Genomic DNA, 26,019 nt, shown 5'->3' with positions numbered 1-26,019 from the left:
TTACATAAATTAACAACGAAACAATCTTACTTACTTTTTTTTCTTAGATCGCATTTGGTTTCTTAATTGTAAAAATCCATTGCTTAATGTTCCTTTCTTTCTCAAAATAGGAATGCTTAAAGTTACCAAAAGTGCTATACAAGCTGCAGAGCCCAAACCTCCACCAAAGCCATAAAAATAAGTACTTGTGTTTAAAAAAATAATTGTGAATACAATTCCTGAGATTCCTATTAAAAAATAGTTAGACAAAACCTTTGAAGAAACCATACCAACAAAAGAGGCTCCAAAACAAACTAAGGGTAAATTTTGAGTTAAATAAGGAGATAATAATTTAGGAAACAGCAACACAAATATACCTACAAAAACACCTACTAATGCAGATGCTCGTACAGCTCCTTGTTTATAATTTACTTGTAAAATAAATGTTATCACAGCAGAAATTCCTCCTGCTAAAAACAATATAAAATGAGCTATATCCATTCAGAAATTAAAAAAGTGATAAAAAAAGTTAAAGCAACACCTCCAAAGGCCAAAGTACCTAGTTTACCTCCAACACCATGAAATGTATCTTTAGTTCCTATTAAAAGTAAACCTGTAATAGCACTAGCCATAGTAATAAAGATGTAGTCTGGAGCAACACTAACGTTAGACATACCTACAAAAGCACCGCAATAAACAGCGGTTGGTACACCTTGAATAAAAGTATTCTTTTTAAAAAAATTAGGCACAAAACTAATTACCAAACCTACTAAGCCGGCTGCCAAAACATTATTTAAACCAAAAGACACAGATAAGACATAAGTTGTAATTGCTCCAAAAAACACAAATGCTACAGTTAATATGTGTTCAAGATTATGATTTTTAGCATTTAATGGTGTTTTTTTATAAGTGACTAGAAGCAATACTAATACCAGAACAACAAATACTGAAACGAAAATATTATTCTGCGCGTCAAATAAAATAGCAGCTAAAAAACCTAAGTGACATAATATTATTAAAATAAAAGAAAGCTGCTTTACATGCTTTTTAATCATAACCTATTCTTTAATACACTTCAAAAGTACACAATATGTAAGTTTTAAACTTTCCTATTCAATATTTTATAATTAAAAATTTAGTTTTTTTGGAGTACACTATTCTAGTGAAACACGATCATTTTAAGTACTTTATCTTCTTCTTGACACCAATTGGGAAATTATATAATTCTGAAAATTTAATATTAAATAAGGAATTAACCGTTAAAAACTAGATTCTGTAATGTAATAGAATCTAAAACCTCTATTTTTGTTATGCTAGCGAATTGATAAACTGCAACCAACCTGTATGACGTATAACACCTATAAGAGCGAGGATTCATTAAACTTAATTGATGAGTTTTTTGAGTTAAAATTCTCAAAATCAACATTACCTTTTGAAAGCAGACTACTTCCACTTGGAAAGCATTTAATCTCTTACACACATAAAGGCACACATGAAGTATCTGTAGATGACGAAATTTATAATGTTAAAGATATTTCTATAAGCGGACAAACAAAGAAATCTTACCTATTAAATATTAATGAGGAGACCGAATGTTATGGTATTCGTTTACACCCAACAGCCTTATATAAACTAACCCAATTAGACGTTTCGATAATTAATGATAAGCACATTCCTTTATCAGAATTTTCTAAACCACTTTATAATACATTAAATACTTTCTTCGCTAAAAAGCTAAAACACAAAGAGGCTTTAATAGCTTTAGAATTACTTTTTAAAGAACTACCAGTAACAATCGACAGGCACACAGATAATGTTGATAATGCATTAGCTATTATAATGGATAAAAAAGGTAAGATATCTATTAATGATCTCCTAGAAAAAATACCTGTTTCTCAAAAAACGTTAGAAACAAAATTTAAATTAATGGTTGGACTAACACCAAAAAAATATGCGAGATTATATAGATTTAGTATGTTAATGAAAAAATATAACGAAAAAGAGCTTAAGTTTAGAGACTTAGTAGAAATGTACAACTTTCATGATGGGTCTCATTTTTCGAAAGAATTTAAGTACTTTATGAACCAATCTCCTAAGGCTTATTTCAAAAATGAGAGCGAGTTAATAAAAAAATACTTAAAATAGTAGTTATTACGATTTTTTACATATATAATTAATTTAATCTAATTATATTTACGATGAATTTATGTCAATATTTATTTAATTAAATGAAAGTTAAGGGATTCATTTAAAAATAGTTAGTTATTAAATAAACTTAAGTTATGCTTAAATTCATGCTATCAATCAATTAGCAAAGGAGCTGTTTTTTAACAGCTCCTTTTTTTGTACCTGTTTGAAATGGTTTTAAAAATCATTACTTTGCAAGACTTATAACTTCCAAACTAGAACATGACAGAAATAACTCGCCTTTTCGATTTCCCATATTACCAACTAGAAAAATATAATCTAGACGCAGCTTTAGTGACTAAGTATGACGGTAAATGGACACCAATGTCAACCAAAGAATATTTAGATAAAGCGAACGCTGTAAGTCGTGCTTTACTTAGATTGGGTATTCAAAAAGACGATAAAATTGCTCTTATCTCTTCAACTAATAGAACAGAATGGAATGTTATGGATATTGGAGTACTTCAAACTGGTGCGCAAAATGTTCCTATTTATCCAACTATTTCTTCAGAAGATTACGAATATGTATTAAACCACAGTGGTGCAATTTACTGTTTTGTAAGTGATGAAGAGGTTTTAGCGAAAGTAAATAAGATTAAAGCAAACACTCAAATTAAAGAAGTGTATTCCTTTAATCATATAAAAGGTTGTAAGCATTATTCTGAATTATTTGAACTTGGTAAAGACACCAGTAATCAAGAAGAATTACAAGCACGTAAAGATGCTGTCTCTCCTTTAGACTTAGCAACAATTATATACACATCTGGAACCACAGGTAAACCGAAAGGTGTTATGCTTTCACATAATAATATAACAAGTAATGCATTAGATGCTTCAGACAGATTACCATTTATAGATGGTCAACAAAATAAAATACTAAGCTTTTTACCTATCTGTCATGTATTCGAACGTGTTCTTATCTACCTCTACCAATACGCAGGTGCAACTATCTATTTTGCGGAAGGAATAGATAAAATTGGAGACAATGCAAAAGAAATCCAACCAAATCTAATGAGTGTTGTACCAAGACTATTAGAAAAGGTTTATGATAAAATTATAGCCAAAGCCGAAGATTTATCTCCTGTAAAAAAAGCATTATTCTTTTGGGCCGTAAATCTAGCCGAAAAATGGGAGCCGTATGGAGCAAACGGTGCTTGGTATGAATTTAAATTAAAAATTGCTAACAAACTTATTTTCAGTAAGTGGAGAGAAGCACTTGGAGGCGAGCTACATACTATGGTTTCTGGTTCTGCTGCTTTACAAGTTAGATTATCTCGTATATTCTGCGCAGCCGGTATGCAAGTAATGCAAGGCTACGGCTTAACAGAAACATCTCCTGTAATCTCTGTAGAAAGATATGCTGGAGAATATTTTAGACTAGGAACCGTTGGGAAGCCTATTAAAAATGTAGAAGTGAAAATTGCCGAAGATGGAGAAATCTTAGTTAAAGGTCCAAATGTAATGATGGGCTATTACAAAGATCCAGAAAAGACTGCTAGTGTTATGACTGGTGAGTATTTTCATACTGGTGATAAAGGCGACGTTGATCCAGATGGTTTTCTAAAAATTACCGGTCGTAAAAAAGAGATGTTTAAAACCTCTGGTGGTAAATATGTTATACCTACGTTACTAGAGAATGAACTAAAGCAATCTCGATTTATAGAACAAATTATGGTTATTGGTGAAGGCGAAAAAATGCCTGCAGCTATTATTCAACCTAATTTCGATTTTATAAAAGAATGGATCGACAAAAAGAACAATAACATAGAAAAAACTGGTGAGTCTATAGCCAACTCTCAAGAGGTTAAAGACCGCATCCAACTAGAAATAGATGAATGTAATAAAGGTTTTGGCCGATGGGAACAAATAAAACGTTTCGAATTAACACCAGATGTTTGGTCTATAGAAGGTGGACACCTTACGCCTACCATGAAAATGAAACGTACCGTAATTAAAGACCTTTACCAAGACCTTTATGATAAGATCTATAGAAGTTAAAGGTTATAGATTAAAATAGACTATATAAGTATTTAAATTAATACTCAATTATCACTGATTTTAAACAGACTTACTTAATTAAACCTTAAAATTTTATCAAATCGACAAAATTTTCAATATTTACTATGCGTGCATAATAAATATTTAGTATATTTGAATTCATAGATAACCGAATTCAATTTAATGAAAGATAAAACCATAGACTATTTATTGCGCACCACTTGGTTAGCTGTAAATAAAATGTATAACGAAGAAGCTGCTAAGTTTGAATCTACAATGGCAACTGGTTTTACTCTATTAAGTATCGATCCTGAAAATGGAACGCCTTCTACTTCTCTAGGCCCAATTATGGGAATGGAAGCTACTAGCCTATCTCGTATTCTAAAAAAAATGGACGAACTAGGTTTAATAGAGCGCAAGCCAAACCCAGAAGATGGTCGAGGTGTACTTATTCACTTAACAGACTTTGGTAGAGAAAAAAGAGAGTTTTCTCGTGAACGTGTATTAACTTTTAACGACACGATTAAAAACCACGTTTCAGAAGAAAAACTAAAACACTTTCAAGAAGTTACAGAAACAATTAACGAATTGATTTCAAACAAGAAAATATACAATCAAAAAGAACATACTTTAAAATAAGATGAGCAAACGTAGAATAAAAAAGATAGCCATTATTGGTTCAGGAATTATGGGAAGCGGTATCGCTTGCCATTTTGCTAACATTGGAGTTGATGTTTTATTATTAGACATCGTACCAAGAGAACTTACCGACAAAGAAAAAGCTAAAGGCTTAACTTTAGAAGATAAAGTTGTTAGGAATAGATTAGTAAATGATGCTTTAACAGCTTCAATAAAATCTAAACCTGCACCACTTTATGATATTTCTTTTAAAGACCGAATCACTACAGGAAATTTAGATGATGATATCGCTAAAGTAAAAGATGTAGATTGGATTATGGAAGTAGTTGTTGAAAGACTAGACATCAAGCAGCAGGTCTTCGAAAAACTAGAAAAGTACAGAACTCCAGGAACATTAATTACTTCGAATACTTCTGGTATTCCAATTAAATTTATGAGCGAAGGACGTAGTGAAGATTTCCAGAAGCATTTTTGTGGAACACACTTTTTTAATCCTGCACGTTACTTAAAATTATTCGAAATCATTCCTGGACCTAAAACCGATGCTTCTGTTTTAGATTTCTTAAATGGTTATGGTGAAAAATTCTTAGGAAAAACTTCGGTTATTGCCAAAGACACACCTGCATTTATTGGAAACAGAGTTGGTATTTTTAGCATACAAAGTTTATTTCACGCAGTTAAAGATTTAGATTTAACGGTTGAAGAAGTCGATAAATTATCTGGCCCTGTTATTGGTCGTCCAAAATCGGCAACTTTTAGAACTGTAGATGTTGTTGGATTAGATACTTTAGTTCACGTTGCAAACGGAATTAGAGAAAACTGTCTAAATGATGAACGTTTAGAATTGTTCGAATTACCAGATTTCATCAACACCATGATGGAAAATAAATGGTTAGGAAGTAAAACTAAACAAGGTTTTTATAAAAAAACAGTTTCAGCCGAAGGTAAAAAAGAAATATTAAGTTTAGACTTAAACACATTAGAATATCGTTCTGCAAAAAGAGCAAAATTCGCTACTTTAGAATTAACAAAATCTATTGATCGCGTTGCAGACCGATTTAAAGTATTAGTAAAAGGAAAAGATAAAGCCGGAGAATTTTACAGAAAAAGTTTTTCAGCATTATTCGCTTACGTGTCAAACCGTATTCCTGAAATTACTGATGAATTATACAAAATTGACGATGCTATGAAAGCTGGTTTTGGTTGGGAACATGGTCCTTTCCAAATCTGGGATGCTATTGGTGTTGAAAAAGGAATTGAAATGATGCAAGCTGAAGGTTTAAAACCTGCAGATTGGGTACACGATATGGTTGCTTCAGGAAGCGATAGCTTCTACTCTATTCAAGATGGTGCAACGTACAGTTATGATATTCCGAAGAAAATACAAGAAAAAATTCCTGGACAAGATTCATTTATCATTTTAGATAATGTTAGAAAAACAACCGAAGTTTTCAAAAACTCAGGTGTTTCTGTTCAAGATTTAGGAGATGGTATTCTTAATGTAGAATTCCAATCTAAAATGAATACTATTGGTGGTGACGTTTTAGCAGGATTAAATAAGGCTATTGATATGGCTGAAAAAGATTTTGCTGGATTAGTTGTTGGTAATCAAGGTCCAAACTTCTCGGTTGGAGCAAACATAGGTATGATATTTATGATGGCTGCCGAACAAGAATACGACGAGCTTAACGCAGCAATTAAATATTTCCAAGACACGATGATGCGTATGCGTTATTCTTCAATCCCAACAATTTCTGCTCCTCATGGAATGGCTCTTGGTGGTGGTTGTGAAATTTCATTACACGCAGATAAAATTGTAGCAGCAGCAGAAACTTATATGGGACTTGTAGAGTTTGGTGTAGGTGTTATTCCTGGTGGTGGTGGTTCTAAAGAAATGGCTTTAAGAGCATCAGATACTTTTAGAAAAGGTGATGTGCAATTAAATACACTTCAAGAATACTTTTTAACTATTGGTATGGCTAAAGTATCAACTTCTGCTTACGAAGCATTCGATTTAGGTTTAATGCAAAAAGGAAAAGATATTGTTGTGGTTAATAAAGACCGTCAAATAGCAACCGCAAAAGCACATGCTAAATTAATGGCAGACGCTGGTTATACACAACCTGCAAAACGTAACGATGTATTAGTTCTTGGTAAGCAAGCTTTAGGAATGTTTATGGTAGGTACAGATTCTATGAAAGACTCTAACTACATTAGTGAACACGATATGAAAATTGCTAACAAATTAGCTTACGTAATGGCTGGTGGCGATTTATCTGAACCAACTAAAGTAACCGAACAATACTTGTTAGACTTAGAGCGTGAAGCTTTCCTTTCGCTTTGTACAGAACGTAAAACTTTGGAAAGAATTCAACACATGTTGACTAAAGGGAAACCGTTACGTAATTAGAAAAAAAGAACAAAGAGGAAAGAATAAAGACCTTTATCGATAATATTTAGAGACAGATTGAAAAGTCTTTTTTCTCTTATCTATATTCTTTAGTCTTTTCAAAAAAATAAACATTAGAACTATGAAGACCGCATATATAGTAAAAGCATATAGAACCGCAGTTGGTAAAGCACCAAAAGGCGTGTTCCGTTTTAAAAGAACAGATGAATTGGCAGCAGAAACCATCAAATACATGATGAAGGAATTGCCTGGTTTGGATCCAAAACGTATTGACGATGTTATTGTTGGTAACGCAATGCCAGAAGGTGCACAAGGATTAAATATGGCACGTTTAATCTCTTTAATGGGATTAGAAATTGTTGATGTTCCTGGTGTAACCGTTAATCGTTTTTGCTCTTCAGGAGTAGAAACTATTGGTATGGCAACAGCAAAAATACAAGCCGGAATGGCAGATTGTATTATAGCAGGTGGAGCAGAAAGTATGAGTAGTGTCCCAATGACTGGTTTTAAACCAGAATTAAATTATGACGCTATTGTAAAAGGAGGCCATGAAGATTATTATTGGGGAATGGGAAATACTGCTGAAGCGGTTGCAAAGCAATTTAACATATCTCGTGAAGATCAAGATGCATTTGCCTTAAATTCTCATGCAAAAGCATTAAGAGCTCAAGCAGAGAATCGTTTTCAAGACCAAATAGTACCAATAGAGGTTGAACAAACTTATATTGATGCCAATGGAAAAAAAGCAACAAAATCCTATACAGTAACTAAAGATGAAGGACCTCGTCCTGGTGGAAGTCTTGCTGCTTTAGCAAAATTAAGAGCAGTATTTGCTGCTGGAGGAAGCGTAACAGCTGGTAACTCATCTCAAATGAGTGATGGTGCTGCTTTTGTTATGGTAATGAGTGAAGACATGGTTAAAGAACTAGGTTTAGAGCCAATTGCTAGAATGGTAAACTATGCAGCTGCAGGTGTTGAGCCTCGTATCATGGGTATTGGACCAGTAAAAGCTATTCCAAAAGCTTTAAAACAAGCAGGTTTAAAACAAAGCGACTTATCTTTAATTGAATTGAATGAAGCTTTTGCTTCTCAATCTCTAGCAGTAATTCGTGAGTTAGACTTAAATCCAGATATTATTAACGTAAATGGTGGAGCTATTGCACTTGGTCACCCATTAGGCTGTACAGGAGCAAAACTATCTGTACAATTATTTGATGAAATGCGTAAGCAAAACATGCAAGGTAAATATGGAGCAGTAACTATGTGTGTAGGGACTGGTCAAGGTGCTTGTGGAGTATTTGAATTTCTTTCTTAGAAAGAATCAAAATAAAAAAACTAATAAAAAGAACAACAAGATTATAATATAGCTATGGCAGAAGAAAAAGAATTATTAAGAGGTGGACAATTCCTAGTAAAGGAAACAAATTGTGAAGACGTATTTACTCCTGAAGATTTTTCAGAAGAACAAAATATGATGAAAGAAGCCGTTACTGAATTTAACGATCGTGAAATCATACCACACAAGCCTCGTTTTGAAGCTAAAGATTATGCATTAACTGAAGAGGTTATGCGTAAAGCTGGTGAATTAGGATTTTTAGGTGTAGCAGTTCCTGAAGCTTATGGCGGATTAGGAATGGGCTTTGTATCTACTGTTTTAACTTGCGATTATATTTCTTCTGGTACAGGTTCTTTTAGTACCGCATTTGGAGCGCATACAGGTATTGGTACTATGCCAATTACATTATATGGTACAGAAGCTCAAAAGCAAAAGTACGTACCTAAATTAGCTTCAGGAGAGTGGTTTGGATCTTATTGTTTAACTGAACCTGGTGCAGGATCTGATGCAAACTCAGGAAAAACAACAGCTGTACTATCAGAAGATGGTAAATCTTACAAGATCAACGGTCAGAAAATGTGGATCTCTAACGCTGGTTTTTGTACTGTAATGATTGTTTTTGCTCGTCTTGAAGATGATAAAAACATTACAGGTTTCATTGTAGAAAATGATGCTGCAAATGGTATTACAATGGGTGAAGAAGAACATAAATTAGGTATTCGTGCTTCTTCTACACGTCAAGTATTCTTTAACGATACAGTTGTGCCAATAGAAAATATGTTAGCTGGTCGTGGTGAAGGTTTTAAAATTGCCATGAATGCACTTAACGTAGGGCGTATTAAATTAGCTGCTGCTTGTTTAGATTCTCAAAGAAGAATTGTAACACATGGTGTAAAATACGCTATGGAGCGTAAGCAATTTAAAACACCCATTGCAGATTTTGGAGCTATTAAAATGAAACTAGCAGAAATGGCAACAAATGCTTATGCTGGTGAATCTGCAACTTATAGAGCTGCAAAAAATATTGAAGATAGAATTGCTTTACGTGAAGCTGCTGGTAATACACACCAGGAAGCAGAACTTAAAGGTGTAGAAGAGTATGCTATTGAGTGCTCGATATTAAAAGTAGCAGTATCTGAAGATGTACAAAATTGTGCAGATGAAGGTATCCAAATTTTTGGTGGTATGGGCTTTAGTGAAGAAACTCCTATGGAATCTGCTTGGAGAGATGCACGTATAGCACGTATTTACGAAGGAACTAACGAAATTAACAGAATGTTATCTGTTGGTATGTTAGTTAAGAAAGCTATGAAAGGTCACGTTGATTTATTAGGACCAGCAACTGCTGTAGCTAATGAGTTAATGGGAATTCCTTCTTTTGAAACACCAGATTACTCTGAATTATTTTCAGAAGAAAAAGCAATTATTGGTAGACTTAAAAAAGTGTTTTTAATGGTTGCAGGTGCTGCTGTTCAAAAATTTGGTCCAAAAATGGAAGAGCACCAACAGTTATTAATTGCTGCTTCAGATATCTTAATTGAAATCTATATGGCTGAATCTACAATTTTAAGAACTGAGAAAAATGCTAAACGTACAAGCGAAAAAGAACAAGCTGTACAAATAGCAATGTCTAAATTATACTTATACAATGCCGTTAGTATCATTGAAAACAAAGGAAAAGAAAGTGTTATTTCTTTTGCTGAAGGAGATGAGCAACGCATGATGTTAATGGGACTTAAACGTTTCACAAAATATACAAACTTCCCAGATATCGTTGATTTACGTAATGAAATTGCTGAGAAAGTAAAAGAAGAAGGTAAATATTGCTTCTAAAAATTAAGTTTTAATTAAATAGTTAATTAGCCGATACTTGCCAAGTATCGGCTTTTTTTTGTTTTAAGGTTTCTATTAACCTTACCTTATATCTAATAAATACGGATTAAAATCGAAGGAACAGCGGTCTTTTAACGCTTCATCTACAAAAAAGCGAATTGTATACTTATCTTTTTCTGAAAACTTATTCAAATCAATTGTATTTGCTTTAAATAACGCTATTTTGTAAGACTTTGATTTGTCATTGTAAAACACAAAATAAAAATCCTTTTTAAACTTTTTCTTTTTAACATCAAAATTCCACAAATTATTCGATTGAGATATTCTTGAAAATGATATTTGAGATTTATTTATGTTATAAATATTTCTAATTTTATCTTTGATGGTGCTATAACCTATCTTCTTAATACTAGTATATAAATCTTTGTTATCTTCTTCCTCAAATTTCTCTAAGTCATCACTTGTGTAGAAAGTATTTCCATCTTCATTTTCAAATTCATCCAATATTATTGGGTATTCAGGTTTAATATTCTCTTCTCTGTCATATTCTAAATGATGTTCTTTACACATCGGGAGAATGACATTTTCAATTGGAGTATGTGCATCTTTGAATTCTGATTTAAAGAGCTCTAAATCTATTTCAAAAAAATCATCTTCAATCTCAAAAGGTGCCAAAATAGAAGCAATAATTTCTATTCTACCTTTTCCCTTTAAGTGTGCCGCCTCTAGCGGTTTTCTTTTTTTACAGCCATCATGTCTGCATGTGGTTTTCTCTTTTATTTTTCGCGATAGGTTACACACAATGTTTCTTGCTAGTGGACCAATAAAATCATTGAACTCCTTCGAACTTCCGTTAAATGTTGCCATTGTTTCTTTTAAAATTTAATTATTATTTGTATTATGATTATTCCCAATCAAAAGGTGTCTTCAGAATTAAAGTTTTGTTTCCATCAACAGCTTTAAATTTTAGTTTTTCTATATTTAAGTTGGTGTTTTCCTTATAATACAAAAATTCTTCAATCAAACCTTCAAGCGACTCCTCTATTCCAGCATCCAATCTATCAGGATAATCCAGATACCTCACGCCATGTATTAAATAGTTTTCTTCTATATTATCGAATAAATTCTGAACAATTAAATAAACCTCAATACATTTATCATAATCTGGAGAAGACTTAAATTTCTTACCCTTTCCTCCAAGTTCAATTGCATTTCCAGAATCAAAATAAAATTGTAAATCTATTCGTGCTTGAGCATCTGTAGATCTTTGTTTCCCTAATCCATTATATAAAACATCTATAATACTTGAATAATGATTAAAAGCAGCTTTTCTTACTAAAATTGGAGATTCATTTTCAAATTTTGTAACTGTTTCTGCAATATCGAATTTAGTTGGTAATATATCTAAAGATTCATCGTGAATATTTGGAACTTCTCTACGCCAATACTTTGCTTCTACTTTATAATGGATTCTTGTTTTCATATTAGTATAATTATTGTTAAATGCATAAAAAAAGTTACAACCACTCCATAATAGTAGCTACTAAGTAATCTTCATAATTTAAATAGGTTTTATCGCAATCCTCATGAATTAATTCTTTTACATTAATAATTTTATTTTTTAATATTTTTTTAATAAAAACACCTAAATCTGGTATATATTTTTCTGATTGTGGAATTTTAGATTCGTGTATTAATTGTACAAAACGAAAAGTAGTTTCTAAAAAATGATAACCACCATTTAAAGAAAATGTATTAAAATTATATGGCATTCTTTTAATTATTTCATTAGCAGTAGTAGCCTTTTTAAAAATCTTATTTCTTACTAATACATTAAAGAACTTCTGTTCGTTTAATTTTGTAGCAAATTGAAGTCTAAATAAATTTGGTATGCTTTTTTTAGAATTCTGCAAAGTATTTTCACATATAGAAAACTCGTTCAGTACATGTAATAAAAGAAAAATCATTATAACAGTATTTCCTCCATTTACAATTTCTAAATGTCCTTCTTTTCCTTTTTTAACGATAATCGTTTCAAAATCTGATTGCAATACTGATTGACTGTCTTTATTTTCACTCTCATTATCTTTATTAGTTTTTATAAACTGTTGCCATACATAATCAACATTCGATTTATTATAAGTATAAACATCGTGATAAATGGGTAACATATAAGATTCTCTACTATTAAAAAATGCTCTTATTCGCTTCGGTTCTACATCATCAAAGGAACATGAAATGCCACCTTTATAATTTGCATGTTTCATTGCGATAAAACTGTGAAGAAACAATCTGTATTTTAATAATCCTAATCGTAAGCCATTCCATTTATTATCGACAGTCTTAAAGCTATTAAAAGTTACTTTTTCCTCTATTACACTAAGTCTATTTACTATAATATCTTCGACTCCTGAATGGTTATCGCATAGTATTTCATTTTCTAATGATTCAAAAAAACCTATTGTATTAGCAGTAAAATATTCAGATTGTTCTAGTTTAGTTATTTGATTACTGTAAAAAGAAGGTTTATAATAAAGTAACTCTCCTTGATTTTGTAACCAGTTTTCAAATTCGTTTTTAAGTAAAAAATTGCTTTCCATGAGTTTAGTATTTTGTTTTGCTTCGCGCAAAGAACACTACTCAATCCGCCTAATGAAGTCGGACTCAGAAAAAATACATATATTTAAAAAAAATACTTTTTTATTCTTAACTTCTTTTTTGAAGTAAACACTCACAATGGCAGACTATAAAATTTTAAAGCGTTTAAATTGCATTGCGCAGTTAGTTAAATCTTATCCAGGAATAACTAAAATACAACTTATAGAACGACTACTTTATGATTACGATTTGGTTGTTGCAGAACGAACTCTAGAGCGTGACAAGAGTGTTTTAGAATTAGACTTTGGTATAACAATTACATATAACTATAAGTCTCGTGGTTATGAAATTAAAGAGAATAACGAAGCCTTGAACACGTTTTTTAAGTTTGCAAAGTTTGCTTCTATGGCAGAGGTTTATCAAAGTGGTATTAAAGATTATAAATCATTTCAAAAATGGATAATTCCAGAAGACAGTTCTGGATTTACTGGTGTTCAATATTTTAAAAAACTAATTCACGCTATTTCTTTAAATCAAAAAATTTCTTTTATCAAAGAAAATTATTACGAAAACACTACAAAAGAATACACCGTTTCTCCTTTATGCATTAAAGAATATGCTAATCGTTGGTACTTAATTGCTATAGCTGAAGGTGAAAACGAAATTAGAAATTTTGGAATTGATAGACTTTCGAGAATAGAAATAAAAAACATAAAATCACAAAAGGTTGAAGACTTCCAAAAACAACTAAAGCAATATGATTACGTTGTTGGCTTAAATTATAGTGAATCCAAAAATAAAGACCTTGAAAAAATTAAAATTAAAGCGCACAACAATCAATTAAAATATTTACGTAGCTTGCCTATTCATCACTCTCAAATTTGTATTGAGAATAAAGAAAATGATTGGGGAATGGTTACTTACAAACTAAAACCCAACTACGAGTTTGAAATACAAATACTTAAACTAGGTAATATGGTGGAAGTTTTAGAGCCACAATGGTTTAGAAATAAAATTAAAAAGCATATAATAGAAATGTATAAAATGTATAACTAACTGTTATAATACAGTAAAAACAGTAAATAAGTTTTAATTATTAAGTTGTTATAAAGACTGCTCTCAGAAATGAAGCAGTCTTTTTTATTTTTAGTACTTTTAAATCAAAATTTAAAATACATGAATATCAAAAAAATATCTTTTTTAATTTTCACCTTTCTTTTAACCTCATCACTCTATGCGCAAGGCTTACTAGAAGACAGAAACAACTTTACAAGGCAAGACACACTTCGCGGTAGTATAACTCCTGAGCGCGAATGGTGGGATTTAACGTATTACCATTTAGATATAAAAGTGAATCCTGACGAAAAAACGATTTCTGGGAAAAATACTATTCAGTATAAAGTATTAAAATCGCAACAGGTCATGCAAATAGATTTGCAAGAGCCATTACTGTTGACCAAAGTCACACAAAACGATAAAGAATTAATTATTAAACACGATGAGAATGCTCATTTTATAACACTTTTAGACCATCAAAATATTGGAGACATTAACAGCGTTATTGCCTATTACGAAGGTAAACCACGCGAAGCAGTAAGAGCACCTTGGGATGGTGGGATTTCTTGGAAAAAAGATAACAACGGCAATCATTTTATAGCCTCGTCATGTCAAGGTTTAGGCGCTAGTGTTTGGTGGCCAAATAAAGACCATATGTACGATGAAGTAGACAGTATGGATATTAGTGTTACCATTCCTAAGGATTTAATGAATGTCTCAAATGGAAGACTTAAAAGTGTTGTAAAAAATAATGATGAAACCATTACTACCCATTGGCATGTAGCAAACCCAATTAACAATTACGGTGTGAATATTAATATTGGAGATTATGCCAATTTCTCTGAAGTTTATAAAGGTGAGAAAGGTGATTTAGACATGAATTATTATGTTTTAAAAGACAATCTCGAAAAAGCTAAAGTGCATTTTAAAGATGCTCCTAAAATGATGAAAGCTTTCGAGCATTGGTTTGGACCTTATCCTTTTTACGAAGACAGTTTTAAGTTAGTTGAAGTACCCTATTTAGGTATGGAGCACCAAAGTTCTGTAACCTATGGAAACAAATACAAAAAAGGCTATTTAGGTCGAGATTTATCAGGAACTGGATTAGGTTTAAAGTTCGATTTTATTATTATTCACGAAGCTGGACACGAATGGTTTGCCAATAATATTACTAATATTGACATTGCAGATATGTGGATTCATGAAAGCTTTACTTCCTACTCTGAGAACCTATTTTTAGATTATTATTACGGTAAAGAAGCTTCGGCAGACTATGTTATTGGTACACGAAGAAATATTCAGAATGATAAACCTTTAATAGGTAAATACAATTTAAACAATGAAGGTTCAAGCGATATGTACAATAAAGGAGCAAACATGTTGCACACTTTACGTCAACTAGTTAATGATGATGAAAAATGGCGACAAATACTACGTACCTTAAACTCTAAATTCTATCATCAAACAGTAACTACAAAACAAATTGAAGACTGTTTAGCAGAAGAATCTGGTTTAGATTTAAAAGGCTTTTTTAATCAGTATTTAAGAACCACTAAAACTCCTGTTTTAGAATATAAAGTTGAAGGCAAAAAACTAAACTACAAATGGAGTAACACTGTTGAAGACTTTACAATGCCTATTCAAATTGAAATTGAAGGAGAGTCTCAATGGATTACACCTTCTTCAGAAAATAAAACATTAAAATTAAAGTCTAAAAATGCTAAAATAAAAGTAGACAGAGATTTTTATATAGATATAAAAGCCCTTTAAATATGGATTTAGAAGAGCTCTATTTTAAATCTGACACAGAATGGCGAGAATGGTTACACACCAATCATGAAAGTGATGAAGGCATTTACCTCATCTTTTACAAAGTAAGTCACGACAAAGAAAGCATGCGTTGGGAAGAAGCTGTAAAAGTAGCCTTATGCTATGGTTGGATAGACAGTACTGTAAAAAGTTTAGGAGATGGAAAACGACGTCAATACTTTTGTAAACGCAACCCTAAAAGTGTTTGGAGTGCACTAAACAAAAGGCATATTAAAGCTTTATTAACGGAAGATTTAATGCACGAAAAAGGTTTAGAGATAATAAATATTGGAAAACAAAACGGAAGTTGGACTGCTTTAGATGCTGTCGAAAAAGGGATTATTCCTGAAGCTTTACAAACTGCTTTTGATAACAATCTAAAAGCTTTTGAAAATTATAACAACTTTGCACCTTCTTACAGGAAGCATTACTTGTATTGGTTAAACCAAGCCAAACGAGACGCTACAAAAGAGAAAAGAATTACAGAAATAGTAAAATTTTGTGAGGCTAATATTAAATCGAGAAATATATGGTAATTTCTTTATTTTGAAAGGCTTCAAATATTTTTCGACTGAATAAAAAAACCATCTAAATGAATATTCAAAAAGTAAATTTCACAAACGCTGAAGGACAACAATTAGTAGGCAGATTAGAACTTCCTATAAATCAACACCCTCATAACTTTGCTATTTTTGCACATTGTTTTACTTGCAATAAAAACTTATCTGCAGTAAAAAATATTACGCGTGAATTAACGTCTAATGGCTTTGGAGTCTTACGTTTCGATTTTACTGGTTTAGGTGAAAGTGAAGGTGATTTTGAAAACACTAATTTTTCAGGAAATGTGGAAGATTTAATTAGTGCATCAAATTATTTAAAAGAAAACTATACTGCTCCTACTCTATTAATTGGACATTCGTTAGGTGGTGCAGCTGCTATTTTTGCGGCATCAGAAATTGAAACTGTAAAAGCAGTAGCAACAGTTGGTGCGCCTTCTAACCCAAAACATGTTCAGCATTTAATACATAGTAGTGTTGAAGAAATTAAAACGACAGGAAAAGCTAACGTTAATATTGGCGGAAGACCATTTACAATTAAGAAACAATTTTTAGATGATATAGAAACTAAGTCTTTACCAGATGTTGCTAAAAACTTACGTAAAGCATTATTAGTAATGCATTCTCCACAAGATACCACCGTTGGTATTGAAAATGCTGAAGAGATCTACCTTGCTGCAAGACATCCTAAAAGTTTTGTTTCTCTTGATGGAGCAGATCATCTACTGATGAGCAAGGAAGATTCTATCTATGTTGGAAGTGTTATTGCTACTTGGGCAAAACGTTATATATCTATTCCTAAAACTGAAACTATTTCTACGTCTCATCAAGCTGTAGCTAGTTTAGACGCAGAAGATGGTTTTACAACACAAATGACGGTTGGAAATCACACTATGATGGCAGACGAGCCTACAAGCTATGGTGGTAACGATTTTGGTCCTTCGCCTTATGAATTGGTTTCTGCTGGCTTATCTGCTTGTACTGCAATGACTGTTCAAATGTATACCAAACGTAAAGGTTGGAATTTAGAAAATATTCAAGTGCATACATCGCATACGAAAGTTGCTAAGCAAATTGTTGAAAACGGAGAAAACAAAGAGATTAAAGTCGATACATTTAATAGAGAAATACAATTAAAAGGAAACTTAGACGATAAACAAAAGGAACGTATTCTTCAAATTGCAGACAAATGCCCTGTACATAAAACACTGCATAGCGATATTGAAGTCGTTACCAAATTGGTTTAATTTTCTTTATTATGATTTAATAATTTTAAAAGTTTCATTTTCAATATTTAAAAAATAAACACCCGAATTTAATTCACTTAAATCCAATTTTGTTTCTAAAGCATTGACTGTTTTTAAAATTAATTTTTGTCCACTTATTGAATAAAAAGTAAGTTTTCTTTCATCATAATTTTTAAAAGAAATGTTTAAAAAATCTAAAACAGGATTAGGAAATATTTTAAATGCATTCTGAGAAGTACTACTTACACTTAATGTATTATTATCTAAAGCATTATACATATTTCCTGATAATGCGAACATATAAATAGCCCTTAAAGTCGCTCCAAAATAAGCAGTTGTAGGTTGATTTTTTAATTCGGTATAACCATTATTTACAAACGATTGATTTGTTGAAGTCATTGCTGCAGATGAATAAGCTCCTGTAAAAGTAGGATCTTTGTACGTTGTATTTATTGCTACACCTGCTTGTGAATAACCGGGATAAATTTGGTTAAATCCACCTTGCGCATTCACAAAATCTATACATAATTGATTATAACTAGCTGCTTCAGTATCTCCATACCAAACATAATCTATAGCCATTCGCCATGGCGTACGTGCAGCATCATAATAATATGAGTGTCCTTGATCGTAAGCCCATGATGTTTCACTAGAATATGTTCCATCTGCTTTACTCCAATCTGAAACCAAATTGTAACTGGCATTATTTTCTGAAAGATTTGCATTTAAAATAGTATAACTTTTATTAGCTACAGCATTCCAGAATGCAGTATCGTTTGAGTAAACACCAAATGCTCTAAAATAACCTGGTGCTAAATAAGATGGATTAGTAGCATTACTTCCTCCCCAAGCATCACCTGGCTTTAAAACAAAAGTTCCATTTTCTATTTCGTGTGCTTTAATTATATTTATTAAAGACAACGCATCATTTTCATAATTAATTGTTCCTGTACTTTGCCATTTCTTATCAGCAACAATTAAAGCATAGGCAGCATCTAACTCTGCATCCGTTGCACCATTGTTCCCTATAACGGTAGTGCAACCTTCTATTTTCCAATTCATAACACCATTTGCGTTTAAAAAATCTTGATAGAATAACCACAAGCCATCAAACAACTCTTTATCGTTTGCATATGCAGACAACAGCATACCATAAGCTATACCTTCAGACACCGTTTGGTTTTCGTTGGGACTATCGAATTTTATACGGTAACGTCCATTATTACAGTCTACTGCAAAAGTATTTCTCCACGAAACATAAACATCATAAACATCATTTTCTAGAACGTTTGTTGGTTGCGTTCCGTATTGATAGTTAATATTCTCAAAGTTAATTGCATTTATTTGAGCATTGGTAGTTAACAAAAATAAAAAGTAGGCAAACAAAGTTAAGGTGTAAAGGTTTTTCATATTTGGGGTAATCTATTTTGGTTCTTAATATATACGTGAAAATGTAATAAAAGGACTATTATAAAAAAATATTAAATTAACGAACAAGTTTTATAATTCGTTTATGTAAATATATTTATAAAAAAGAAAAGTGCCTAAAAAATTAATTTTCAGACACTTTTCTCAACAATAAAATAAACAAACAAATAATCTGTTATATTCCGCTTATAAAACTACCATAAGGATCTTTAAACTGAATGCCTTCGGTAAATCTATACTTACTTAATTGTTTATATTGCACTAATCCCCAAAGCACAAACTCTTTAATAAAATAGCTTTCTTCTTTTGCTAGATTTGGTTGGTATTCTGCCAATAAATCATCTAAAGGTGTTACGGCATCTAATAAGGCCTTGTACTCTTTATCTCTTAAATCGTCTAATAACTCAAAACCATCACGATTATTAAAAAACCATGATACAATATCGTCATAAGGGCTTTCGTCTTCTTGCTTTTTTAGTTTTTCAATCTCTGGGAAGAACTCAGGAAATAAACTCTGTACAGCTTCACCAATTAATTTAAAAGCCACTTGTGCTGCTCCTTCCTGTTCACCTTCGTAAACCAATTCTACTTTTCCTGTTATTGCTGGAATAATACCAAGAAAATCACTTAAACGTACCATTGTATTTTCATCTCCAGATTTTAGAGATCGCAATTCGGCAGTACTTAAAAGGTTTTGGTAAGCAGTAATACTTAAACGTGCACTCACACCACTTTTAGCATCTATATATTCGCTTTCACGCGCTTCGAAAACAATTTGCTCTAGTAAATCTTTAGCTAGTTCTGGTACTTGTATTGCTTCAGATTGTGTTTTATCTAAATTAGCTTCTTGCTCTGTAATTAGTTTTGCTGTTTCAATATCTGTTGGATAATGTGTTAAAATTTGCGAGCCAATTCTATCTTTTAAAGGTGTAACAATACTTCCTCTATTGGTATAATCTTCAGGATTAGCAGTAAATACAAATTGCATATCTAGGTTCAATCGTAATTTAAAACCACGAATTTGAATATCGCCTTCCTGTAAAATATTAAATAAAGCCACTTGTATTCTGGCTTGCAAATCGGGCAACTCATTTATAACAAAAATACAACGGTTTGCTCTTGGTATCATTCCGTAATGAATTACACGATCATCTGCATAACTAAGTTTTAAATTTGCTGCTTTTATTGGATCTACATCACCTATAAGATCTGCAACCGTTACATCTGGTGTTGCTAATTTCTCAGCAAAACGATCGCTTCTATGTAACCAAGTAATTGGTGTGTCATCACCTTTTTCTTTAATCAATTCAATAGCAAAACGTGAAATTGGCTGTAATGGATCGTCGTTAATTTCACTACCTTCAACTAAAGGAATATTTTCATCTAACAAATTAAGCATTAAACGTGCTAGACGTGTTTTTGCTTGACCACGTAAACCTAACAAGTTAATATTATGTCTTGATAAAATGGCACGCTCTAACTCAGGTATTACAGTATTTTCATATCCATGAACACCTTCAAACGTGGTTTCTTTATTTTTTATTTTTTCAATTAAATTATCTCTTAATTCGTCTTTAATCGATTTGCTTTTATATCCAGCTTTTTTTAAATCGCCTAAAGTTTTTATGTTTTCTATTTTCATATCTATTTTTTAGAAAAGAGATAATAGATTAAAGAAAATAGACTTAGCAATACGTCTACTCTATTCTCTCTTTTCTATGCTCTTTTATCTTTTTTTATTAATTGGAGTGAGAATCTTTTCACTTTTCACTCATAACTTTTCACTCATAACTTTTCACTATAATATTATCCTTTAATTCTCTTTTTTCTATTTGTTTCGTAATCTTCAAAAATCATTTCACCTAAACCTTTTAAGCCTGTATAAAATGCTTTTCCTTGGTTTGCTTTTGTAAACTCTTCTACAAATTGCTGTAAATACGGATCTTGAGCAATCATAAATGTAGTAATGGGTATGTGCAATTTCCTGGCTTGCTGTGCTTGTGCGTAACACTTATTTGTGATGTATGGATTTAAACCATTACTGTCTTTATAATACGTGCCGTCTGGTAATTTTAAGCAACTTGGCTTTCCATCGGTTATCATAAAAATTTGCTTATTGGTATTACGTTTTCTTCGTAATAAATCCATTGCTAATTGTAAACCTGCAACAGTATTTGTATGGTATGGACCAACATTTAAATATGGTAAATCTTTAATTTTAATAGGCCAAGCATCGTTACCAAAAACTAAAATATCTAAGGTATCTTTTGGATAGCGTGTGGTAATTAATTCAGCTAAAGCCATAGCAACTTTTTTGGCAGGTGTAATACGATCTTCACCATACAAAATCATACTATGGCTAATATCTATCATTAAAATAGTACTCATTTGCGATTTGTGTGTAGTTTCTTCCACTACCAAATCATCTTCGGTTAATCTAAAATCACCAATACCGTTATTAATTTGGGCGTTACGAAGGCTTTCGGTCATGGACACTTTATCCATACTATCACCAAATTGATAATTTCTAAAATCGCCTGTGTGCTCATCGCCTATGCCAACACCTTTACTTTTGTGGTTTCCCGAACCACTACGTTTTATGTTCCCAAAAATTTGATCTAATGCAGATTGTCTAATGGCACGTTCCGTTTTGGCGGTAATACCTGTTCCTTTTTTACCATCTGGTTTTATTTCGTCTCTTATATAGCCTTTTGCTTTTAGGTCTTCTATAAAATCGTCGATGGTGTACTCTGGAGTCGTTAACTTATACTCCTTATCTAATTCTTTTAACCAATCTATAGCTTCGTCAAAATCTCCTGAAGTATGCGTAATGAGCTCTTTAAAGATATCGAAAAGCTTTTCGAAAGGTGATTGCGAAGGTGCTTCGTATTGTTTAAAAACGAAACCTTTTTTGTGTATTTTTTCTTTTTTCATTGCACTATAAAAATACGACAAAATAGCGTCTAAATAAACCTCTTAACATCTATTTAAGATTATGTTTCTTAACTTTATACAAACTAATTTACCAAAAATGAAAAAACTATCCTTCCTACTTTTATTACTTCTCTCTTTCACAGCGTTTTCGCAAGACTTCTCTATGGATTTAGTAAAAAATATGAAACCAAGAAATATTGGTCCAGGCGGAATGTCTGGTCGTGTAACAGCTATTGATGCTGTGCATAGCAATCCTGATATTATGTACGTTGGTACTGCTTCTGGTGGTTTATGGAAATCGACTTCTGGTGGTATAAAATGGGAACCTATTTTCGATAAAGAAGTAACAGCATCGGTTGGTGCAGTTGCCATACAACAATCTAACCCGAGTGTTATTTGGGTTGGTACAGGCGAAGGTAACCCTAGAAACAGTTTAAATGGAGGTTATGGTATTTACAAATCTTTAGATGCCGGAAGAAGCTGGAAATCTATGGGTTTAGAAAAAACACGACACATACATCGTGTTGTAATAGACCCAACAAACCCAAATGTTGTTTACGCAGCGGCAATAGGTAGTCCTTGGGGAGAACATAGTGAACGTGGTGTTTACAAAACCATAAATGGCGGAGAAACTTGGACTAAAATTCTATTCGCTAATAATAAAACTGGCGCAGCAGATTTAGTTATGGATCCAACAAATCCAAACAAATTAATTGCAACGCTTTGGGAACACAAACGTGAGCCTTGGTTTTTTAATTCTGGAGGAAAAGGTTCTGGTTTACATATTACTCACGATGGTGGAAAAACATGGAAAAAAATTACAGAAAAAGAAGGTTTCCCTAAAGGAGAACTAGGCAGAATTGGTGTTGCCATTGCTCCCAATAAACCAAATATAATTTATGCTTTAGTTGAAGCAAAAAAGAACGCATTGTACAAAAGTGAAGATGGTGGTTTTAGTTGGAAAAAAATTAACGATAAGAGCGATATTGGAAACAGACCGTTTTACTACTCTGAAATATATGTAGATCCACAAAATGAAAATCGCGTGTATTCTGTGTTTACTTACATTAATGTGAGTGAAGATGGTGGCAAAAACTTTAAACAATTAATGCCTGCTTATGGTGTGAGTAATGGTGTACATCCAGATCATCATGCGTGGTGGATTCATCCTGAAAATGGAAATTTCATGATTGATGGTAACGATGGTGGTATGAATATTACAAAAGATGGTGGTAAAACTTGGCGTTTTATTGGTAATATGCCTGTGGCTCAATTTTATCATATTAATGTAGATAACGAGTTTCCTTATAACGTTTATGGTGGCATGCAAGACAATGGATCTTGGCGAGGACCTGCTTATGTTTGGAAAGCTCAAGGCATAAGAAATAGTTATTGGCAAGAAATAAGTTTTGGTGATGGTTTTGATGTCATTCCAGATCGAGACGATTCTCGTTACGGTTGGACTATGAGTCAGCAAGGTTATGTAAGCAGATACGATTGGCAAACAGGTAATAATTATGGTGTACAACCAACACATCCAGATGCTGAAGTTCAATTACGTTTTAATTGGAATTCGGCAATAAACATAGACCCTTTTAATAATAAAACACTTTACTTCGGAAGTCAGTTTGTACATAAATCTAACGATAAAGGTGATACTTGGTCCGTTATTTCTCCAGATTTAACAACCAACAATCCTGAGAAACTAAAACAACGCGATAGCGGTGGAATTACAATTGATGCTACAGGTGCAGAAAACCACTGTACAATTTTAGTTATTGAACCTTCACCTGTTGAAAAAGATATGCTTTGGGTGGGAACCGACGATGGACGTGTACATGTTACCCAAAATGGAGGAAAAACATGGAACGATGTTAGTAAAAATTTAAAAGGCTTGCCAAAAGGCAGTTGGATAGTGCAAATAAAAGCGAGTAATAAAGCAAAAGGTGAAGCACTTTTAGTGGCAAACGATTACAGACGTTTTAATTTCGAACCTTATGCTTACCGAACTAAAAATTACGGAAAATCTTGGGAACGCATTGTAGACGCTAACGATGTTAAAAGTTATACCTTATCTATTGTTGAAGATTTAGAAGAACCAAACCTACTTTTTTTAGGTACAGATGATGGTTTATATGTTTCTACAAATGCTGGACAAAAATGGACAAAATGGGATTCTAATAACTTCCCAACAGTTCCTGTAAAAGATTTGGTAATTCACCCAAGAGAACACGATTTAGTGATTGGTACTTTTGGTCGTGCAGCATGGGTTCTAGACGATTTGAGACCGTTACGCGCTATTGCAAGACATGAAATAGCAAATACAAAATTAGAACTCTTCTCACCTCCCACTGCTTACAAAGCAGCTTACCAACAAGCAACAGGAAGTCGTTTTGGTGGTGATGCCATGTACTCTGGAGACAATAGAGGTTCTGGAGGACGTTTTAGATATTATGTGAAGGTTGATGAAACTAAAAAAGAAGAAAAGAAGGATGATGAAAAAGAGAATGATGAGATAATTGAAGACGACGAAAATGTAGTAAAATGGGATTCAATTACTATGAAAATTTATAACAACGATAAATTAATAAGAACTATAAAACAAAAAACTCCAGACTCTACTGGAATATATAATTGGACTTGGAGATTGCGAGAAAAAGGTGTCGATTACCCTTCTAAATCAATAAGAAAAAGAACTAATGAACCTAGTGGTATTTCAGTTAAACCTGGATCTTATAAAGCTGTGATGCATTATGGTAATTTAACTTCGGAAGAACAAATTGTTGTTAAAGACGATCCGCGAATTGAGGTTTCTACCGAAAGTACAAACGAAATTTATTCAGCATTAAAAGAAATAGAAATAATAAGACAGACCATGGCTGATGCTACAAAGCAATTAGCCGAAAGTAAAAAGTCTGCTGAAAAATACAAAAAAGACCTCAGCGCTTTAGATAAAGAAAACTATAAAGACGAAATAAAAGCATCGAAAAATAGCATTAAAAAAATAGATGAATTGCTTGCTATTTTCTTCGGAACAGAAGACAAACGTCAAGGCATTACAAGAAGTAATCTACCTACTGTAAACTCTAGATTAAATAAAGCGAGCAGTTATATTAGTTCAAGAAAAAACGGTATTACTGGCACAGAAACCATTCTTTTAACTCATGCAAAAAAGGCTTTAAATGATGCTTTAAAACAAACAAATATATTTTTTAATGACGAATGGAAATCTTATCAAATAAAAATTGAAAGTCTAAGCATTTCAGAATTTAAAGAGATAAAAGAATTTAAAATAGATTAACAACAGTTACTTGCAAAACACTATTAATAAGCTTAACTTTCTAAATTAAAACTTAAACTAATTATTACCATGAAAAAAATAGTATTACTCTCATTCTTAACGGTTTTAGCATTTACTACAAGTTGTAAAAATGAAACTAAAACTACTGACTCAGAAAAGGTAGTAGCAGAGACAACAAAATTTGTTGTTAAACCTGAAGGTACCTCTGTAAAATGGACTGCTTATAAAACAACAGAAAAAGTACCTGTTGGAGGACAATTTAATATTTTAAAATTTGAAGAAAAATCTGGAGCAACTCCTGAAGAAGCATTAAATAATCTAAGTTTTTCTATTCCTGTTAGTGGATTATTTACAAATAATGACGCTAGAGATTTAAAATTAAAAACTTCATTTTTTGGAGAAATGTTAGATCCAGAATTCTTAAAGGGAAAAATTAAATATAACAATGGTAAATATGCTGCTTCTATTACAATGAATGGTGTTACTAAAGATTTACCGTTAGATGTTAAAATTACTGACGAAAGACGTGTAACTTTATCTGGAACTATGGATATTAAAAACTGGGATGCTTTAGGCGCTTTAAGTGCTTTAAACAAAGTCTGTTTCGATTTACATAAAGGAGAAGATGGTGTTAGTAAAACTTGGGAAGATGTTGCTATTGAAGTCAGTACTTTTTTAAGAGAAAACTAATAATATTTACGTATATT

General features: G+C 32.2%; 20 protein-coding genes. 12 read left to right on the top strand and 8 right to left on the bottom strand.

All coding sequences use genetic code 11. The features are described 5' to 3' along the window. Positions 1-30 precede the first annotated feature (30 nt). Both ASC44_RS14915 and ASC44_RS14910 read right to left on the bottom strand, forming a co-directional pair. A complete protein-coding gene (locus ASC44_RS14915; protein WP_055448424.1) occupies positions 31-480 on the bottom strand; it encodes a hypothetical protein in 450 nt (149 codons plus the stop codon). Continuing rightward, positions 471-1,034 carry a hypothetical protein gene (locus ASC44_RS14910; RefSeq protein ID WP_055448423.1) on the bottom strand — a complete coding sequence of 188 codons (564 nt, stop codon included), beginning with the start codon at positions 1,032-1,034 and terminating at the stop codon, positions 471-473. Before ASC44_RS14910 ends, ASC44_RS14915 begins: the two co-directional genes overlap by 10 nt. 289 nt (positions 1,035-1,323) lie before the next feature. Between ASC44_RS14910 and ASC44_RS14905 the strand changes: the two genes are divergently transcribed. From ASC44_RS14905 to ASC44_RS14880, 6 genes are all read left to right on the top strand, one after another. Further along, complete coding sequence (locus ASC44_RS14905; protein WP_055448422.1) at positions 1,324-2,124, top strand: helix-turn-helix domain-containing protein; 801 nt, start codon at positions 1,324-1,326, stop codon at positions 2,122-2,124. A gap of 264 nt (positions 2,125-2,388) precedes the next feature. Then, positions 2,389-4,164 (top strand): AMP-dependent synthetase/ligase, encoded by a 1,776-nt coding sequence (locus tag ASC44_RS14900; RefSeq protein WP_055448421.1) that lies wholly within the window; start codon positions 2,389-2,391, stop codon positions 4,162-4,164. Between the two features lie 183 nt (positions 4,165-4,347). After that, positions 4,348-4,803, top strand: a complete 456-nt coding sequence (locus ASC44_RS14895) for a MarR family winged helix-turn-helix transcriptional regulator (protein ID WP_055448420.1) — start codon at positions 4,348-4,350, stop codon at positions 4,801-4,803. A 1-nt stretch (position 4,804) separates the two neighbouring features. After that, on the top strand, positions 4,805-7,213 hold the full coding sequence (locus ASC44_RS14890) for a 3-hydroxyacyl-CoA dehydrogenase/enoyl-CoA hydratase family protein (protein ID WP_055448419.1): 2,409 nt from the start codon (positions 4,805-4,807) through the stop codon (positions 7,211-7,213). A 121-nt stretch (positions 7,214-7,334) separates the two neighbouring features. After that, complete coding sequence (locus tag ASC44_RS14885; protein WP_055448418.1) at positions 7,335-8,528, top strand: acetyl-CoA C-acyltransferase; 1,194 nt, start codon at positions 7,335-7,337, stop codon at positions 8,526-8,528. 54 nt (positions 8,529-8,582) lie between these two features. Beyond that, on the top strand, positions 8,583-10,382 hold the full coding sequence (locus ASC44_RS14880) for an acyl-CoA dehydrogenase family protein (RefSeq protein WP_055448417.1): 1,800 nt from the start codon (positions 8,583-8,585) through the stop codon (positions 10,380-10,382). Between the two features lie 81 nt (positions 10,383-10,463). Here ASC44_RS14880 and ASC44_RS14875 read toward each other — a convergent pair whose 3' ends face one another. Genes ASC44_RS14875 through ASC44_RS14865 form a run of 3 tightly spaced genes read right to left on the bottom strand, consistent with a single transcriptional unit; the run spans position 10,464 to position 12,982 of the window. Beyond that, positions 10,464-11,249 carry a hypothetical protein gene (locus ASC44_RS14875; protein ID WP_055448416.1) on the bottom strand — a complete coding sequence of 262 codons (786 nt, stop codon included), beginning with the start codon at positions 11,247-11,249 and terminating at the stop codon, positions 10,464-10,466. Between the two features lie 37 nt (positions 11,250-11,286). Then, on the bottom strand, positions 11,287-11,865 hold the full coding sequence (locus ASC44_RS14870; protein WP_055448415.1) for a hypothetical protein: 579 nt from the start codon (positions 11,863-11,865) through the stop codon (positions 11,287-11,289). Positions 11,866-11,899: 34 nt separating this feature from the next. Then, the gene (locus ASC44_RS14865; RefSeq protein WP_055448414.1) at positions 11,900-12,982 is read right to left on the bottom strand and encodes a hypothetical protein; all 1,083 of its coding nucleotides are present in this window, start codon (positions 12,980-12,982) and stop codon (positions 11,900-11,902) included. Positions 12,983-13,118: 136 nt separating this feature from the next. Here ASC44_RS14865 and ASC44_RS14860 point away from each other — a divergent pair, with 136 nt between their 5' ends. The 4 genes from ASC44_RS14860 (at position 13,119) to ASC44_RS14845 (ending at position 17,649) form a co-directional block, all read left to right on the top strand. Next, positions 13,119-14,036 carry a helix-turn-helix transcriptional regulator gene (locus tag ASC44_RS14860; protein ID WP_055448413.1) on the top strand — a complete coding sequence of 306 codons (918 nt, stop codon included), beginning with the start codon at positions 13,119-13,121 and terminating at the stop codon, positions 14,034-14,036. A gap of 120 nt (positions 14,037-14,156) precedes the next feature. Further along, entirely contained in the window at positions 14,157-15,806 is a 1,650-nt protein-coding gene (locus tag ASC44_RS14855) for a M1 family metallopeptidase (protein ID WP_055448480.1), read from the top strand. A 2-nt stretch (positions 15,807-15,808) separates the two neighbouring features. Continuing rightward, positions 15,809-16,381, top strand: coding sequence for a YdeI/OmpD-associated family protein (locus ASC44_RS14850; protein WP_055448412.1), 573 nt, complete (start codon positions 15,809-15,811; stop codon positions 16,379-16,381). A gap of 56 nt (positions 16,382-16,437) precedes the next feature. Next, on the top strand, positions 16,438-17,649 hold the full coding sequence (locus ASC44_RS14845) for a bifunctional alpha/beta hydrolase/OsmC family protein (RefSeq protein WP_055448411.1): 1,212 nt from the start codon (positions 16,438-16,440) through the stop codon (positions 17,647-17,649). Between the two features lie 9 nt (positions 17,650-17,658). Here the strand turns inward: ASC44_RS14845 and ASC44_RS14840 are convergent, their stop codons facing one another. From ASC44_RS14840 to ASC44_RS14830, 3 genes are all read right to left on the bottom strand, one after another. Further along, positions 17,659-19,059 (bottom strand): glycosyl hydrolase family 8, encoded by a 1,401-nt coding sequence (locus tag ASC44_RS14840; RefSeq protein ID WP_055448410.1) that lies wholly within the window; start codon positions 19,057-19,059, stop codon positions 17,659-17,661. Between the two features lie 193 nt (positions 19,060-19,252). Further along, positions 19,253-20,719 carry a hypothetical protein gene (locus tag ASC44_RS14835; protein ID WP_055448409.1) on the bottom strand — a complete coding sequence of 489 codons (1,467 nt, stop codon included), beginning with the start codon at positions 20,717-20,719 and terminating at the stop codon, positions 19,253-19,255. A 164-nt stretch (positions 20,720-20,883) separates the two neighbouring features. Then, positions 20,884-22,011 (bottom strand): vWA domain-containing protein, encoded by a 1,128-nt coding sequence (locus ASC44_RS14830; RefSeq protein ID WP_055448408.1) that lies wholly within the window; start codon positions 22,009-22,011, stop codon positions 20,884-20,886. A gap of 97 nt (positions 22,012-22,108) precedes the next feature. On the opposite strand from ASC44_RS14830, the gene ASC44_RS14825 reads away from it, so the two are divergent. After that, positions 22,109-25,312, top strand: coding sequence for a VPS10 domain-containing protein (locus ASC44_RS14825; protein ID WP_055448479.1), 3,204 nt, complete (start codon positions 22,109-22,111; stop codon positions 25,310-25,312). A gap of 69 nt (positions 25,313-25,381) precedes the next feature. Further along, positions 25,382-26,002, top strand: coding sequence for a YceI family protein (locus ASC44_RS14820; RefSeq protein ID WP_055448407.1), 621 nt, complete (start codon positions 25,382-25,384; stop codon positions 26,000-26,002). Positions 26,003-26,019 lie beyond the last annotated feature (17 nt).

This window comes from Lacinutrix mariniflava (genome assembly GCF_001418015.1).
Lineage (GTDB): Bacteria > Bacteroidota > Bacteroidia > Flavobacteriales > Flavobacteriaceae > Lacinutrix > Lacinutrix mariniflava.
This window is presented reverse-complemented; position numbering and strand designations above follow the sequence as displayed.

Bases quoted from the DNA above. Each gene is read 5' to 3' on its own strand.
- ASC44_RS14915 (WP_055448424.1), bottom strand. From the start codon at position 480: ATGGATATAGCTCATTTTATATTGTTTTTAGCAGGAGGAATTTCTGCT.
- ASC44_RS14910 (WP_055448423.1), bottom strand. From the start codon at position 1,034: ATGATTAAAAAGCATGTAAAGCAGCTTTCTTTTATTTTAATAATATTA.
- ASC44_RS14905 (WP_055448422.1), top strand. From the start codon at position 1,324: ATGACGTATAACACCTATAAGAGCGAGGATTCATTAAACTTAATTGAT.
- ASC44_RS14900 (WP_055448421.1), top strand. From the start codon at position 2,389: ATGACAGAAATAACTCGCCTTTTCGATTTCCCATATTACCAACTAGAA.
- ASC44_RS14895 (WP_055448420.1), top strand. From the start codon at position 4,348: ATGAAAGATAAAACCATAGACTATTTATTGCGCACCACTTGGTTAGCT.
- ASC44_RS14890 (WP_055448419.1), top strand. From the start codon at position 4,805: ATGAGCAAACGTAGAATAAAAAAGATAGCCATTATTGGTTCAGGAATT.
- ASC44_RS14885 (WP_055448418.1), top strand. From the start codon at position 7,335: ATGAAGACCGCATATATAGTAAAAGCATATAGAACCGCAGTTGGTAAA.
- ASC44_RS14880 (WP_055448417.1), top strand. From the start codon at position 8,583: ATGGCAGAAGAAAAAGAATTATTAAGAGGTGGACAATTCCTAGTAAAG.
- ASC44_RS14875 (WP_055448416.1), bottom strand. From the start codon at position 11,249: ATGGCAACATTTAACGGAAGTTCGAAGGAGTTCAATGATTTTATTGGT.
- ASC44_RS14870 (WP_055448415.1), bottom strand. From the start codon at position 11,865: ATGAAAACAAGAATCCATTATAAAGTAGAAGCAAAGTATTGGCGTAGA.
- ASC44_RS14865 (WP_055448414.1), bottom strand. From the start codon at position 12,982: ATGGAAAGCAATTTTTTACTTAAAAACGAATTTGAAAACTGGTTACAA.
- ASC44_RS14860 (WP_055448413.1), top strand. From the start codon at position 13,119: ATGGCAGACTATAAAATTTTAAAGCGTTTAAATTGCATTGCGCAGTTA.
- ASC44_RS14855 (WP_055448480.1), top strand. From the start codon at position 14,157: ATGAATATCAAAAAAATATCTTTTTTAATTTTCACCTTTCTTTTAACC.
- ASC44_RS14850 (WP_055448412.1), top strand. From the start codon at position 15,809: ATGGATTTAGAAGAGCTCTATTTTAAATCTGACACAGAATGGCGAGAA.
- ASC44_RS14845 (WP_055448411.1), top strand. From the start codon at position 16,438: ATGAATATTCAAAAAGTAAATTTCACAAACGCTGAAGGACAACAATTA.
- ASC44_RS14840 (WP_055448410.1), bottom strand. From the start codon at position 19,059: ATGAAAAACCTTTACACCTTAACTTTGTTTGCCTACTTTTTATTTTTG.
- ASC44_RS14835 (WP_055448409.1), bottom strand. From the start codon at position 20,719: ATGAAAATAGAAAACATAAAAACTTTAGGCGATTTAAAAAAAGCTGGA.
- ASC44_RS14830 (WP_055448408.1), bottom strand. From the start codon at position 22,011: ATGAAAAAAGAAAAAATACACAAAAAAGGTTTCGTTTTTAAACAATAC.
- ASC44_RS14825 (WP_055448479.1), top strand. From the start codon at position 22,109: ATGAAAAAACTATCCTTCCTACTTTTATTACTTCTCTCTTTCACAGCG.
- ASC44_RS14820 (WP_055448407.1), top strand. From the start codon at position 25,382: ATGAAAAAAATAGTATTACTCTCATTCTTAACGGTTTTAGCATTTACT.